This is a genomic window from Paenibacillus sp. PAMC21692 (assembly GCF_014303795.1).
GTDB classification, from domain to species: Bacteria; Bacillota; Bacilli; order Paenibacillales; family Paenibacillaceae; genus Pristimantibacillus; species Pristimantibacillus agaridevorans.
In genome coordinates this window covers 6,435,592-6,449,118 of record NZ_CP060293.1, presented here as the reverse complement: position 1 = coordinate 6,449,118, position 13,527 = coordinate 6,435,592, and the positions used below count along the sequence as shown (strand labels likewise).

11 protein-coding genes and 1 riboswitch are annotated in these 13,527 nt (G+C 54.9%); of the genes, 8 read left to right on the top strand and 3 right to left on the bottom strand.

What is annotated here, in order from left to right:
• Window positions 1–44: 44 nt before the first annotated feature.
• The 3 genes from H7F31_RS26235 to H7F31_RS34505 form a co-directional block, all read right to left on the bottom strand.
• Window positions 45–1,121, bottom strand: a complete 1,077-nt coding sequence (locus H7F31_RS26235) for an HD-GYP domain-containing protein (protein ID WP_187101208.1) — start codon at window positions 1,119–1,121, stop codon at window positions 45–47.
• Window positions 1,122–1,217: 96 nt separating this feature from the next.
• A complete protein-coding gene (locus H7F31_RS26230; protein WP_187101207.1) occupies window positions 1,218–2,255 on the bottom strand; it encodes a ThiF family adenylyltransferase in 1,038 nt (345 codons plus the stop codon).
• Window positions 2,256–2,268: 13 nt separating this feature from the next.
• A complete protein-coding gene (locus H7F31_RS34505; protein WP_187101206.1) occupies window positions 2,269–3,012 on the bottom strand; it encodes a molybdenum cofactor biosynthesis protein in 744 nt (247 codons plus the stop codon).
• A gap of 112 nt (window positions 3,013–3,124) precedes the next feature.
• On the opposite strand from H7F31_RS34505, the gene moaA reads away from it, so the two are divergent.
• From moaA to thiE, 8 genes are all read left to right on the top strand, one after another.
• The gene (gene moaA / locus H7F31_RS26220) at window positions 3,125–4,126 is read left to right on the top strand and encodes a GTP 3',8-cyclase MoaA (RefSeq protein ID WP_187101205.1); all 1,002 of its coding nucleotides are present in this window, start codon (window positions 3,125–3,127) and stop codon (window positions 4,124–4,126) included.
• A gap of 3 nt (window positions 4,127–4,129) precedes the next feature.
• Window positions 4,130–5,554: a bifunctional metallophosphatase/5'-nucleotidase gene (locus tag H7F31_RS26215; RefSeq protein ID WP_187101204.1), complete on the top strand. Its 1,425-nt coding sequence runs from the start codon at window positions 4,130–4,132 to the stop codon at window positions 5,552–5,554.
• 157 nt (window positions 5,555–5,711) lie between these two features.
• Window positions 5,712–6,830, top strand: coding sequence for an HD-GYP domain-containing protein (locus H7F31_RS26210; RefSeq protein WP_187101203.1), 1,119 nt, complete (start codon window positions 5,712–5,714; stop codon window positions 6,828–6,830).
• 239 nt (window positions 6,831–7,069) lie between these two features.
• Entirely contained in the window at window positions 7,070–8,227 is a 1,158-nt protein-coding gene (gene yfkAB, locus H7F31_RS26205) for a radical SAM/CxCxxxxC motif protein YfkAB (RefSeq protein WP_261800561.1), read from the top strand.
• Window positions 8,228–8,253: 26 nt separating this feature from the next.
• A complete protein-coding gene (ytvI, locus tag H7F31_RS26200; protein WP_087571526.1) occupies window positions 8,254–9,285 on the top strand; it encodes a sporulation integral membrane protein YtvI in 1,032 nt (343 codons plus the stop codon).
• A gap of 57 nt (window positions 9,286–9,342) precedes the next feature.
• A riboswitch (TPP riboswitch) is annotated at window positions 9,343–9,445 on the top strand.
• A 159-nt stretch (window positions 9,446–9,604) separates the two neighbouring features.
• Window positions 9,605–11,368 carry a phosphomethylpyrimidine synthase ThiC gene (gene thiC, locus H7F31_RS26195; RefSeq protein ID WP_187101201.1) on the top strand — a complete coding sequence of 588 codons (1,764 nt, stop codon included), beginning with the start codon at window positions 9,605–9,607 and terminating at the stop codon, window positions 11,366–11,368.
• Complete coding sequence (locus H7F31_RS26190) at window positions 11,361–12,617, top strand: ThiF family adenylyltransferase (RefSeq protein WP_261800141.1); 1,257 nt, start codon at window positions 11,361–11,363, stop codon at window positions 12,615–12,617. The genes thiC and H7F31_RS26190 overlap by 8 nt, the downstream gene beginning before the upstream one ends.
• Entirely contained in the window at window positions 12,614–13,525 is a 912-nt protein-coding gene (gene thiE / locus H7F31_RS26185; protein ID WP_187101200.1) for a thiamine phosphate synthase, read from the top strand. The genes H7F31_RS26190 and thiE overlap by 4 nt, the downstream gene beginning before the upstream one ends.
• Window positions 13,526–13,527 lie beyond the last annotated feature (2 nt).

Here is a 13,527-nt window from a genome sequence, read left to right as displayed (position 1 = left end):
GCTCCGGGGGGTTCTTTGCGTACTTTTAACGGATATGTAAAGGGCTACAGATACACATGCTCGATCTCGTAATGTCGATCGATCGTCAGGTCGACGAATTCGTCGTCAATTTGTATAAGGGGCCTGAAAAACTCGGTAGGATGCGTCATGACAATAATGCCGAAGCGCTCGTTGTTCAACCGTACGCGCTTGCCGATGAAATTCGGGATCATATGCTTAATAAACGTATGGGTCGTGACAGGATCGATCTCGCTGAAGCTGAGACGATACAGCTCCTTGAGCACGAACAGCAGGTCCCGCTCCTTCTGATAGACGCGAGCCGATATCATCGCGCTGTATATGTCGACAACGGCGATGATCTTCGAGATGGGGTGGATCTCTTCGCCCTTAAGCCCATGAGGATAGCCGCTGCCGTCAATCCGTTCGTGATGCTGAAGCGCTCCGATGGCAAGATCTTTTTCCTGGAACGAGCCCAGAATGATCTCGTGGCCGTACAGGGTGTGGCGTTTTACTTCTTCGAATTCTTCCTCCGTAAGCTTGCCAGGTTTGTTAAGGATGTCGGCGCTGATCTTGCTTTTGCCGATATCGTGCAGGAATCCCGCCTTGCCGATCAGTGAGGCGTCCTCCGACGAGTGGTCGAGCCAGGTCGCCAAATAATAAGCCAGCATGCCAACCTGAACGGAGTGCTGGTAGGTATAGTCATCTTCGGTATTAAGCAAAAGCAGCATGGATACGACGTCGCGTTCCAACTGGAGGTTATCCAGCAGAGGCTGCATAATTTCCGTAACCTCCGCCTCCTGGACGATGCCATCCTCTAGTGCAGATTCGAACAGCTTCTCGAAGCGTTTGACAGCGTTCTCGTATATAGGCTGCACAGTTGGCAGCCACTTGGGATTGACCGTGGATTCCAATGTACGATTAACAGGGCTGACTGCTTCTCCCGAAGGCAACACCAGATTTCGGTCCAAGATCTCGACTTGATCAATCTGATGCTGCAGAAGCCGTGAGATTTCGTTCTTGTACAGCCTCGTGCCTTTGGAGAGAACATGCAGCCCATAATGATTAAATATATCGTGGCTTAGTTGGTCTCCGTCTTGTATATCCGTTACATGAATCCTCATAGAGACACCTCTAATATGATTAATTATGCTCAACCAGATATATAGATAGTAACAATCAAACCACCTATTGGCAATATGAAAACGCTCTAAATGATACTAATTACCTAATAGTTCAGCATAAATTGACCTTGCTTTCGACAAATTCTGCGTCCCTTGGATGATAGCTCTTCCGTCGGCGAATAAAACAAAAGTCATATTCCCATCATCCATTTGCAGACGCAAAAGATAAGGATTAAGCACGACTTCGCCAGCGGAAGCAAGCCGATTGGCCAGATCTCCCAGATTGACAGCTCCCGAAGCTCCCGGAGTCAGATGAACGGAATCGCGGCCGCACAATGCGGCTGCTACCGGGGCGGAAGCTTCGTTATCGAGATAATCGAACGATCCTTGCGGTCCGCAGCATGGACAGAAGGGACGCCGGGCGTTACGGATGGACAGCGGCAGCCAGGAGTGGTTCCAGAGATCAGCCTGGAATAAAGTTCCGTGCAGCGCTTCGCGATTGCCGGAGAGCAGCTTAAGCGCTTCTGTTGCTTGCACCGAAGCGATCAGATCGACGATCGGCGAGATGACGCCTGCCGTCTCGCATGTATCCGAAGTCCCCGGTGCGGGGACTTCCGGGAAGACGCAACGGTAACAAGGCGTCTCTCCCGGCAATACCGTCATGCTCATGCCGGAGGCGCCGACGGCTCCGCCGTAAATCCACGGCAAACCATGTTTGACGGCATAATCGTTTATGAGATATCGTACCGTGAAATTGTCGGTTCCGTCGATAATTAAGTCGACATCGCGCAGCAGAGGAGCCGCATTATCTCCATGCAAATCGGCACAAACAGGTTCGATCGTCACGGAAGAGTTGATAGCGGTCAATCTGCGGGCAGCCGCCTCTGCCTTGGGGAGCATATCTTTCGCGTCTTGTTCCGTGTATAGAAGCTGCCGCTGAAGATTGCTCCACTCCACGAAATCGCGGTCGATTAATCGAATATATCCGACTCCGGAGCGGACGAGATGCTGCGCGGAGACGCAGCCCAGCGCGCCGACGCCTACGACGGCCACACGCGCTTCGGACAGCTGTCGCTGACCGCCCTCTCCGATCGGCCGGAATCGCATTTGACGGGAATAACGGCTTAGCTCCATGGGGGCGCCTCCTTCATTCCGCCGTCAGCTCGGCAGTGGGGTTCCAGGGGCCAAGCTGATGGCCCTTCCATTCGGAGCCGTCTTCCCAGATTTCCTTCTTCCAGATAGGGACGATCTGCTTAAGCCGCTCGATGGCGTAACGGCTGGCCTCGTAGCAATGCTCGCGATGCGGGGCCGATACGGCAATAACGACGCTGGTCTCGGCCAGTCCGACGACGCCCACGCGATGAGAGATCGCGCATAAGGCTCCCGCCCAGCGGCTTGCGATCTCATCGCCGATCTGGGACATGGTCGCTACCGCCATCGGCTCATAAGCCTCGTATTCCAGCCGCACCGTGCGTTTGCCATTCGTCCACTCGCGCGTCGTGCCGACGAATGCGATGGCCGCGCCGTGTTCCGGTACGATTACTTTGGCCAGTACTTCTTCTGTAAGAATGGTATCGCTCGTCACAACAAAGCGAGGCGAGTCCGACGTATTCTTGTCCCCGCTCTCCGCTAGCTCCTCTCCGCCGGAAACGGGAGGAAGAAGCGCAAGCTCGTCCGAGGCTTGAACGGCCTCCCCGTCGGCTACGTAGGCGTGGTTGCGCGCAACGAAGCAGGTCGACAGCAGGGAAGAATGATCGCTGTTTTCTCTTGCGATCATCGATTTCAGCTCGCCGGCGGTCAATTGTCCTTGATCAAGAGCAAGGATGAGCTGAGCCGTGCCGAGACGCTCCGGCAATCCCGCGAACAGCTTGATGGTCCAGGTATAAGTCATAAATGTCCAGCTCCTCGCAACAGCCTGTAACAGGGCTTTAGATTGCTACTAGAATACCATAAACGCAAAAAAAATGTTATGCTGTAAGGTACATGGAAAGGTGGTGCGCAGTATGCCGGAGCTAAAGGATCGGTATGGAAGAGAACATGATTATTTGAGAATTTCAGTAACCGATCGATGCAATCTGCGCTGTCTTTACTGCATGCCTGAGGATGGAGTGGAATTTACCGAATCAACGAACCTGCTGAGCTATGACGAAATCGTCGAGGTCGTAAAAGCAGGGGCGGAGCTCGGTATCAAAAAGCTGCGCATTACAGGCGGCGAACCCCTGATCAGACCCGGTCTGGACGAACTGATCTCGAGGTTGTCGCGCATACCAGGCATTAATGACATCGCGCTGACGACAAACGGCATCTTCCTGGCTAAGCAAGCACAAGCGCTTAAAGAAGCAGGTTTGAAGAGAGTGAATATCAGTCTGGATACACTTGATGCGGCAAGGTTTCGGTTTATAGCCAGGCGCGGAGATCTGCGAAGGGTGCTGGAAGGCATAGAAGCGGCAGCCGAAGCCGGGTTTGATCCCATCAAGCTGAATTGCGTCCTGCTCAAAGGCGTCAACGAAGACGAAATCATGCAGTTCTTAAAGCTCGCTTACGAGCGGCCGCTTCATGTGCGGTTCATAGAATATATGCCGATCGGCCATGCCGACGAGAATTGGCGGAAACATTATCTTCCTCTTTCCCGCGTGATCGAGATTGCGGAGGAAGAAGGGTATAACCTGTCGCGGAAGGAAGGCGTGACAGGCAACGGCCCTTCCGACGATTGGCAGATGGCAGGGGCTGTCGGCTCTTTTGGCTTGATCCATCCCATCAGCGACCACTTCTGCAGCAACTGCAATCGTCTGAGATTGACGGCTGATGGCAATCTGAAACCTTGTCTGTACTGGGTGGATGAGCTTAACGTTAAGGAAGCGCTTGGGGATCCGGATGCCATAAAGCAATTGTATTACAAGGCGATGGATATTAAGCCGGAGAATCACGAGATGGCCGCGAAGCTTGCAAATTCGGCGCAATCTCATGTGCCGACGGAACGACGCATGTCGCAAATCGGAGGATAAGGTATGGAGATAAAAGTTGTGCTCATGCACAGCAATGACATTCATAGCCGGCTGGAGAACGCCGCGCGAATTTCGACCATGATCGCCGAGGAGCGAAGAACATGGGGAGCGGGCCGCGTGCTTGCGGTAGACTGCGGCGATCATATGGATCGGATGAGACAAGAGACGGAAGGCAGCGACGGACAGGTTAATATCAGACTTCTGCAGGAGGCCGGTTACGAGGCGGTTACGCTGGGCAACAACGAGGGACTGACCTATACGCCGGAGACGTTGGAACAGCTGTACGCCCCCGTGTCGGAGTTTAGCGTCGTCTGTGCCAATCTGCTCACGCTGGAGACGGGGGAACGCCCAGAGTGGCTGTGCCCGAGCCGGATTATCGTCAAGAACGGTCTTCGGATCGGCCTTATCGGCGCTACGGCCGCTTTTGGCCAGTTCTATGAGCTGCTGGGCTGGAAGGCGACTGAGCCCATGGAGGCGATTCGTGCCGAAGCGGAGCGGCTTCAGGGTAGAGCTGACGTTGTCGTCGTATTATCGCATCTCGGCATTCGATTCGATCAAAAGCTGGCGGAAGAAGTTCCGGGCATCCATCTTATTCTGGGCGGACATACGCACCATCTGCTGGAGGTGCCGCTTATCGTTAACGGAGTTTTGATCGCGGCAGCGGGGAAATTCGGCGAATACGTCGGACGCATCGAGATTGGCTGGGATGAAGCCCGGTCCGAGCCCTTGCTGCGCGGGCAAGCCATTCCCACCGGCGCCTATGCCGAGAGACCTGCGGCGGAGGATATTATCCACGAGTTCCGCGAATCCAGCCGCGTCAGTCTGGGACGGGTGGCCGCCTTTCTCAACGAACCTCTACCGTCTCATCCGGGACGCGAAAATCCGCTTTCCAATCTGCTCGCGATCGGCATCAGGCGATGGACGAATGCCGAGATCGGGATTGTTAACGCAGGGCAGCTGCTTGGCGGTCTCGCGATTGGGGAAGTAACCGCCGGCGAGCTTCATGCCATCTGTCCTTCGCCGATTAATCCATGCTTGATGACCATTGACGGGTCCAAGCTGCGCACGGCGCTGGAGCAATCGCTCCAGGAGGAGTTCGCTTCCAAGCCGATCAAAGGCTTTGGCTTTCGGGGAGAGGTGCTCGGAGGCCTTGCAATTGACGGCATGACGGTAGAATTCGACATGCGCCGGGAGCCGATGGATCGTATCGTCGAAGCGCGAGTAAACGGCTCGCCCCTGGAGGACGGGAGACTTTACGAGGTAGGTTCGATTGATATGTTCAGCTTTAAGGTGGGCTACGAGTCTTTGGCCGAGGCGGAGAGTTATCGCTATTATTTGCCGGAGTTCATCCGCGATGTGCTGGAGCGGGAATTAAGCTCCGAGCCTTCGCTGAGGAGCTGCAAAGAGAAACGTTGGCTTCGTTTGTAAGCTTATGTCGTCACAATTTAGAAAATTTCGGAGTTTTTTGTCGAACAATTAGCATATTATGGTTGCGAAAATTCGCATTTTCACGTAAATTAACAATACAAGATCGTATTTCCGATATGTATAGTTAGGGACGTCACAGCGGGGAAGGACCGAGAAAATGCGTTTGCTATCCATTATGCAGTGCAAGCCGGGAATGAGACTGGCCAAGAGAATATTTTCGGAAGACGGCATCGTGCTGCTTGGCGAGAGGATGGAGCTTACCAGCCGGCTAATCACGAGGCTTGCCGAATGCGGGGTTCAATACGTATACATCGAAGATGCGCGAACGGAGGATATTAATCCCCCCACCCTGATCCGCGAAGATACGTTCCGAATGGCGGTTAAAGAAATCCGTACGAATTTCCGCACGCTGATGGAGCGGCCTAATAGGAAAAGGGGCTCCGCCTACCCCTATATCGCCCAGCCCTTTAAAGCGATGATGAACTTAATTATAGATGATCTGTCCAATCAGGAAGATGCCATGATCATGCTTATGAACATGGGAACTGTCGATCATTATCTGTTCCAGCATTCGCTGAACGTTTGCGTATACTCGACGCTGCTTGGCATGTCGAGCGGTTACTCGCGCGACGAACTGACGACCCTTGGTCTCGGAGCTCTGCTGCATGATATTGGCAAGACGCAGATTAACGTCAATGTACTAAAGAAGCCGGATCAGCTGACCAGAGAAGAATTCGAACTTATGAAGCGTCACCCTCAGCTCGGTTTTGAAATGTTAAAGGATCAGCCGAACTTGTCGCTTCTCGTCGCGCATTGCGCCTTCCAGCATCATGAGCGTCTGGACGGCAGCGGATATCCGCGAGGCATCAAGGGCAATGAAATTCATGACTACGCGAAGTGGATCGGCCTGGTTGATTCTTACGACGCCATGACGACAAACCGCGTGTACCGGTCTCCGATGCTGCCGCATGATGCGATGGAGCGGTTGTACGCGGGCACGGGCACTTTGTACGAGCAGCGGATGCTGCAGCTGTTCCGGGACAAGGTGGCGATCTATCCCATCGGCATGTCCGTCCGATTAATGACGGGTGAGCGAGGCATCGTCGTAGATCTTAATTCCTCCTACCCGCACCGCCCTGTGGTACGAGTCCTCAGCAACGAAGCGGGAGAAGAGCTTAAGGCGCCATACGAGATCGATCTGTCCAAGCAGCTTACAGTCATGATCGTCGGAGTAAACGACGAAGAGACGGACGTGCCGCTTGTGTCAGGCATTTAACTGAACGCCGAGCCATTGATGCTTGCATTTACCGCAATGCAGCGATGGTTGTTTCAAGAGGCCCACAAGGCCTCTTTTTTCTGTCGGCTTTTGGATGAAGTCGATCCGGGCAACGTTTTTACACCATTTTATTTGCTTCCTCAAACGTCTCACATTACAATAATAGAAGATATGATGGCAAGCGGACTTTTTGAACAACCTCTAGAACGGAAGTTAGGTGCTGAAAGCTGATGAAACCGATGAACAAGCTGGATACGATATTGCCGCATTTGGGCATAACATCCCGCGACATACTGCCTCCTTTGACTCCCTCCAATGACCCTTGGGATCCGCTTAACTCGCTTAAGCAATTCGGTCGCCATGTACTGACAAGCGTCGAGATGACGGTTACGAATTTATGCAATATGCGCTGCGAGCACTGTGCCGTAGGCGATACGCTGGTCATGATGGAGCCAGCCAAAATTCCGCTGGACAACATGCTGCGCCGTCTGGACGAGGTCGAGCATCTGCAGACGATCAGCATTACGGGCGGCGAGCCCACCTTCTCGGAACGTACCGTCAAGGAATATATGCTGCCGCTTCTGCAATACGCGAGAAGCCGGGGCGTTCGCTCACAGATTAACTCCAATGTAACTTTGCCTTATAACAGGTACGAGCTTTTGGCTCCTTACCTCGACGTTATGCATATCTCGTTTAACTACACGTCGGCGCAGGACTTCCATGAGATCGGCTTCGCCAAAGCGGGCCATGCCGTCTCCAAGGAAGCGGCAGCCAAGCTGTACGGACGAATGATCGACAACGCCAAGCGGCTCAGCGATGCAGGCGTGCTCGTGTCCGCCGAATCCATGATCAATTATCGGACGCATGAAAAGATCGATCAAATTCATGAGCTGATTCTCGAGATGGGCTGTCAGCGTCATGAGGTTCATCCCATGTATCCAAGCTCATTCGCCCGCGATCTGCCCGTCATTACGAAGGAGCAGATGCGCAAAGCGGTAGAGCTGCTGCTGGATCGCCGCGATCCGTCGGTCTGGATGCTGTTCGGCACGTTGCCTTTCTACCAATGCAGCGACGATGCAGAGGATCGTAGACTGCTCAGAAGATTGGCGGGCGAGCCTAACGTGACGGTCAGGAACGATCCCGACGGACGGAACCGTCTCAACGTCAACTTGTTCACGGGCGACGTGTTCGTCACCGACTTCTCCGACGTGCCGGCGTTCGGCAATATCTCGACGTCCCGCCTCGACGACGTATTCGGCAAGTGGCTGGACCACAAGCTCGCCCGAAGCGTAAATTGTTATTGTCCCGCAGCCGCTTGCTGCGGTCCCAACCTGCTTGTAAAGGATATGTATTACGGCGACGTCGATTTTCACATGCGCGAAGCCAAGCTTGAATAGAAATAGAGGAAGGAGGGATAACCCGCATGTCTATAAGGACAATCGTGCTTATCGCGGTAGGTTTGCTGCTTATTTATTTGATGTTCACCGTAGGCGCGCCGTTCTTGCTTGCATTGATCGTAGCGATCTTTCTGGAGCCGCTGACCGTATTCCTGATGAAGCGATTCCGGCTCAACCGGCTGGTGTCCGCCGTCATATCCAGTACATTGTTCACGGTCATTCTCGTCGGTCTCATCGTGTTGCTGGGAATGAAGATTATCGCGGAGCTGATTGCATTTCTGGAGAAGGTGCCGAATTACTTCGAAAATGCAAGCACTTTTGTCGACAACCTGCTCGTTGACGCCAGAGGGCTGTACCAGAATCTTCCTCCGGACGCCATCGCGACGCTGGAAGAATATCTGATGAGCCTAACGAACACGATTACTTCGATGGTAGGCAAGCTGTCATCGACGGTCTTGGGTTTTGCTTCGACGCTCCCGGGCATGTTTATCTTCTTTATCGTCTTCCTGGTTGCCGTCTACATGTTCAGCTTTAGCCTTAATACGATGAAGGCATCCGTCTTGTCCTTCTTCGACGAATCGTCGCGTTCCCAAGTGGACCAGGTGCTGAACAATCTGCGCAAGTCGATCTTCGGCTTCCTGCGCTCCCAGATTATTCTTAGCGGCATGACCTACATACTCTCGCTGATCGGTTTGCTCATACTTGGCATCAAATATCCTATGGCTATCGCGCTGCTCATCATTATCGTGGATATTTTGCCTATTTTGGGCACAGGCTCCGTGCTTGTCCCATGGGCATCTTATCTGCTGCTGACTGGCGATATCTATACCGGTATCGGGCTGATTGTGTTGTTCCTCGTCATTACGGTATTCCGCCGCATCGTGGAGCCGAAGATTTTGGGAGATTCCGTCGGTATCGGCGCGCTTCCGGCACTGATCAGCCTCTATGTAGGCTTTAAGCTAGTCGGCGTTATCGGCGTATTTATCGGTCCGCTCGTCGTCATTATTTATATGGCGGCAAGGCAAGCGGGACTGTTCCAGCAGAAGATCAAGCTGTAAGTGTTCGGGGAAGTTAGGGTTGACAGCAGCAGCGAGCACGAAGTATAGTCAAACAAGGAAATCCACTAGGGGCGCCGAAAGGCTGAGATAAAGCGATTGCTTTGGTCCCTTTGAACCTGATCTGGGTCATGCCAGCGTAGGAAAGTGGGACATAGGATACCGGCTTGCCGGTCGCCGAAGGCAACTTCGCCGGCTTTGTGCAAGCCTAAGTATCAACGTCATTGCGCGTCTGCGTGAGTGGCGTCGACCATTAACTTTCTTATATGTTGAGTATGCCTCCAGGTGGAATTCCACAAATTCCATGAGGAGGTTTTTTGTTATGCCGATTATGACAACGCCATTGCCGGGAAGCCGCAAGGTCTATGTAGAAGGGAGTCATTCTTCCATTCGCGTCCCGATGCGCGAAATAGCGCTGACTCCCAGCCAGTCGAGAAGCGGAGAGGAGACGCCGAACGAGCCGGTGCTCGTCTACGATGCGAGCGGGCCATATACGGATACGGGCTACCTGGCCGACGTCAGAAAGGGGCTGCCGCCGCTTCGTGAAACATGGATCGTGGATCGCGAGGATGTCGAGCGATATGAAGGACGCGAGGTGAAGCCCGAGGACAACGGCTTCGTATCCGAGGAGAGAGCCAGGACGAGAGGCGCCGAGATATTTCCGAACCTGGATCGCAAGCCGCTTCGGGCGAAGGAAGGACGCAATGTGACGCAGCTTCATTACGCCAGACAAGGCATTGTTACGCCGGAGATGGAGTACATCGCGATACGCGAAGGGATGGAGCCGGAATTCGTAAGGGACGAAGTGGCAAGGGGGCGGGCAATTATTCCCGCGAACATCAATCATCCCGAATGCGAGCCGATGATTATCGGACGAGGGTTCCATGTAAAGATCAATGCCAACATCGGCAACTCCGCCGTTGCCTCCTCCATCGAGGAAGAGGTAGAGAAGATGACGTGGGCGACCAGATGGGGAGCCGATACGATCATGGATCTGTCGACAGGCAAGAACATCCATACGACCCGGGAATGGATCGTGCGCAATTCGCCGGTTCCGGTAGGGACCGTGCCGATCTATCAGGCGCTAGAGAAGGTGAACGGCAAAGCGGAGGATCTCAGCTGGGAGGTATTTAGAGATACCTTGATCGAGCAGGCGGAGCAAGGCGTCGACTACTTCACGATCCATGCGGGCGTATTGCTTCGGTACATCCCGCTGACGGCCAAGCGCGTAACGGGGATCGTATCTCGCGGCGGCTCTATTATGGCAGCCTGGTGTCTGGCTCATCACAAGGAGAACTTCCTGTATACGCACTTCGAAGAAATCTGCCTCATCATGAAGCGTTACGACGTGTCGTTTTCGCTTGGCGACGGCTTGCGGCCAGGCTCCATCGCGGATGCCAACGACGATGCGCAATTCGCGGAGCTCGATACGCTGGGAGAGCTGACGAAGATTGCCTGGAAACATGACGTGCAAGTGATGATTGAAGGTCCCGGGCATGTACCGATGCATTTGATCAAAGAAAACATGGACCGCCAACTGGAAGTATGCGACGAAGCGCCGTTCTACACGCTGGGTCCGCTGACGACCGACATCGCGCCGGGCTACGACCATATTACGTCCGCGATCGGAGCGGCGATGATCGGCTGGTTCGGCACGGCGATGCTCTGCTACGTAACGCCGAAAGAGCATCTGGGGCTGCCGAACAAGGAAGATGTCAAGGAAGGCGTTATCACTTACAAAATCGCTGCCCACGCGGCGGATTTGGCCAAAGGCCATCCTCGCGCGAAGCTGCGGGACGATGCACTCTCCAAAGCGCGCTTTGAGTTCCGCTGGCGCGATCAGTTCCATCTATCGCTTGATCCCGAGCGGGCGATGTCGTACCACGACGAGACGCTGCCGGCCGAAGCGGCCAAGTCGGCGCATTTCTGCTCCATGTGCGGTCCCAAATTTTGCAGCATGCGCATCACGCAGGACATCCGGGAATATGCGGCGCAGAACGGTCTCGATACGGAGGAAGCGATCGAAGCGGGGCTCAAGGAGAAGTCGGCCGCATTTAAGGCCGGAGGCAACGAAATCTATGCGTGACGGGATGGCCGGCGGAGGAGGAGGCGGAGCTCCCGCTGCCATTGCCGGCGCGGGGGGGCAACCGGCCGACGCGAGCGCGACGTCGAAGGACGGTCTTCGCGCGGGCTGGAGGGAACGTTATTCCCGCCAAATCCGTTTCGCGCCGATCGGCGAGGCCGGGCAGCTTCGCCTCCGCGAAGCCAGCGTGTTGATTGCAGGCTGCGGAGCGCTCGGCGCTTCGCTCGCCCAGCATATGGCAAGAGCCGGCGTTGGACGACTCGTGATTGTAGACAGGGACTACGTGGAGCCTAGCAATCTGCATCGTCAATCGCTGTTCGACGAGGAGGATGCCCGCAAGGTTTTGCCCAAAGCGAAGGCTGCGGAGACAAAGCTTCGGCGGATAAACGGAGAGACGATTATAGAGGCGCATGTGGCCGATATGGGCTACCATAATGTTGGCATATTCGCAGCCGATGCCGATCTGATCCTGGACGGAACGGATAACGCGGCTACTCGACTGCTGCTTTGCGACGAGGCGTTCCGGCTTGGCATCCCGTTTATATACGGCGGCGCAACTGCTTCTCAAGGCATGAGCGCGATGTTGGTCCCAGGCAGGACGGCTTGCCTGTCCTGTTTGATCGGCGAAGAGGATGGGGCCGAGGAAGGCGATTCCTGCGATACGCGGGGCGTCTTGTCCGCGACAGTGGAATTCGTGGCCGCGCTACAGACCGCCGAAGCCGTCAAGTGGTTGACGGGCAATAAGGAATCCGTCCGCGGAACATGGTTGAATGCGGATGTATGGAATTTTGCCGTGCAGGAATATAAGCTGCCGTCCGGTGTTGCTTCTTGCGGAAAGTGCGGCTGCCAAGCACGGTCAAACAGCGCCGAGTTACATTCGGTCGAGATCGGCTTACGGCAGCCTCTCCAAGACAGCGACGATGTTAACTTCCCGGATAATCGTGATCGGGAATCGCGCTTGCATGGGCGGCGATCGACGGCGTTATGCGGCCGGGACACGGTTCAAGTGACAATGGGTTTCGCGCTCGAGCTGGAGCGGGAGATTAAATATTTGGAGCGGCTTGGGTGCGGCGTAACTATTAATCCTTACTTGGTAAAAGCTGAGCTGCCTTCGCCTTGTACAGAGAAGCTGGTGCTGTTTCCGGACGGCAGAGTGCTGGTGCAAGGCACGTCGGACATGGCGGAGGCGGAACGGATATGCGACGAATATCTTAGCCGCCATAATCGAAGAGTGGAGGGAACGGCTGGATGAGCAAAAGAGTGGACTGGGAGAAAATCAGGTTATATGTCATTACCGCACAGGATGCCCACCCGGGCAAATCGGTGACCGACGTGATGGAGCAGACGCTCATCGGCGGAGCGGGCATGCTGCAGCTTCGCAACAAGACGGGATCAAGATCGGAAGTGCTGGAGCAGGCGCGGGCACTGAGAGTGCTGACCCGAAGATACGGCGTGCCTTTCATCGTCAACGATTATCCCGATATCGCGCTGGAAGTCGATGCCGACGGCGTGCATCTGGGGCAGGACGATATGTCGATAAAGGAAGCCCGGTCTTTGCTAGGCGACGATAAAATGATCGGCATCTCCACCCACTGCGCGGAGCATGCCATCGAAGCTGAGCGGGAGGGAGCGGATTACATCGGCGTCGGGCCCGTATTCCCGACGAATACGAAGCCGGGCAAGGCGGCAGTGACAACGGCTTACGTGGCGGAGGCCGCAAGTCTGGTCTCCATTCCATTTGTCGCGATCGGCGGCATTACGACGGACAATGCGGATGTCGTCATCTCTGCGGGGGCCAAGCGGCTATGCGCCGTGTCAGCGATCGTGGGAAGCGAGGATCCTGCGGCTGTCTGCCGTGAGCTTCTGCAGAAGCTGGAGGCAGCAGACCGGGCAGAGGAAACTTCCAACGTCAATGCGATTGCTAACGAGCGGGAAACGTCCGGTCATGGAGCTGAAGAAAACGTATCTTTATCGCTGAACGGCAGTTCATATCAAACCCGCTCAGCCACTCTCGATTGTCTGCTTGCGGAGCTCGGACAGCGCGATAAGCGGCTTGTAGCAGAGGTAGACGGCGAGATTGTGCCCCGGTCGCGCTGGCAGGAGACGGCGCTTGCGGACGGACTGCGCATCGAGCTCATTCAATTCGTGGGGGGAGGCTAGAA

Excerpts from the sequence above, each read along its gene's own strand:
- H7F31_RS26235 (WP_187101208.1), bottom strand. The coding sequence starts at position 1,121 with ATGAGGATTCATGTAACGGATATACAAGACGGAGACCAACTAAGCCAC.
- H7F31_RS26230 (WP_187101207.1), bottom strand. The coding sequence starts at position 2,255 with ATGGAGCTAAGCCGTTATTCCCGTCAAATGCGATTCCGGCCGATCGGA.
- H7F31_RS34505 (WP_187101206.1), bottom strand. The coding sequence starts at position 3,012 with ATGACTTATACCTGGACCATCAAGCTGTTCGCGGGATTGCCGGAGCGT.
- moaA (WP_187101205.1), top strand. The coding sequence starts at position 3,125 with ATGCCGGAGCTAAAGGATCGGTATGGAAGAGAACATGATTATTTGAGA.
- H7F31_RS26215 (WP_187101204.1), top strand. The coding sequence starts at position 4,130 with ATGGAGATAAAAGTTGTGCTCATGCACAGCAATGACATTCATAGCCGG.
- H7F31_RS26210 (WP_187101203.1), top strand. The coding sequence starts at position 5,712 with ATGCGTTTGCTATCCATTATGCAGTGCAAGCCGGGAATGAGACTGGCC.
- yfkAB (WP_261800561.1), top strand. The coding sequence starts at position 7,070 with ATGAACAAGCTGGATACGATATTGCCGCATTTGGGCATAACATCCCGC.
- ytvI (WP_087571526.1), top strand. The coding sequence starts at position 8,254 with ATGTCTATAAGGACAATCGTGCTTATCGCGGTAGGTTTGCTGCTTATT.
- thiC (WP_187101201.1), top strand. The coding sequence starts at position 9,605 with ATGCCGATTATGACAACGCCATTGCCGGGAAGCCGCAAGGTCTATGTA.
- H7F31_RS26190 (WP_261800141.1), top strand. The coding sequence starts at position 11,361 with ATGCGTGACGGGATGGCCGGCGGAGGAGGAGGCGGAGCTCCCGCTGCC.
- thiE (WP_187101200.1), top strand. The coding sequence starts at position 12,614 with ATGAGCAAAAGAGTGGACTGGGAGAAAATCAGGTTATATGTCATTACC.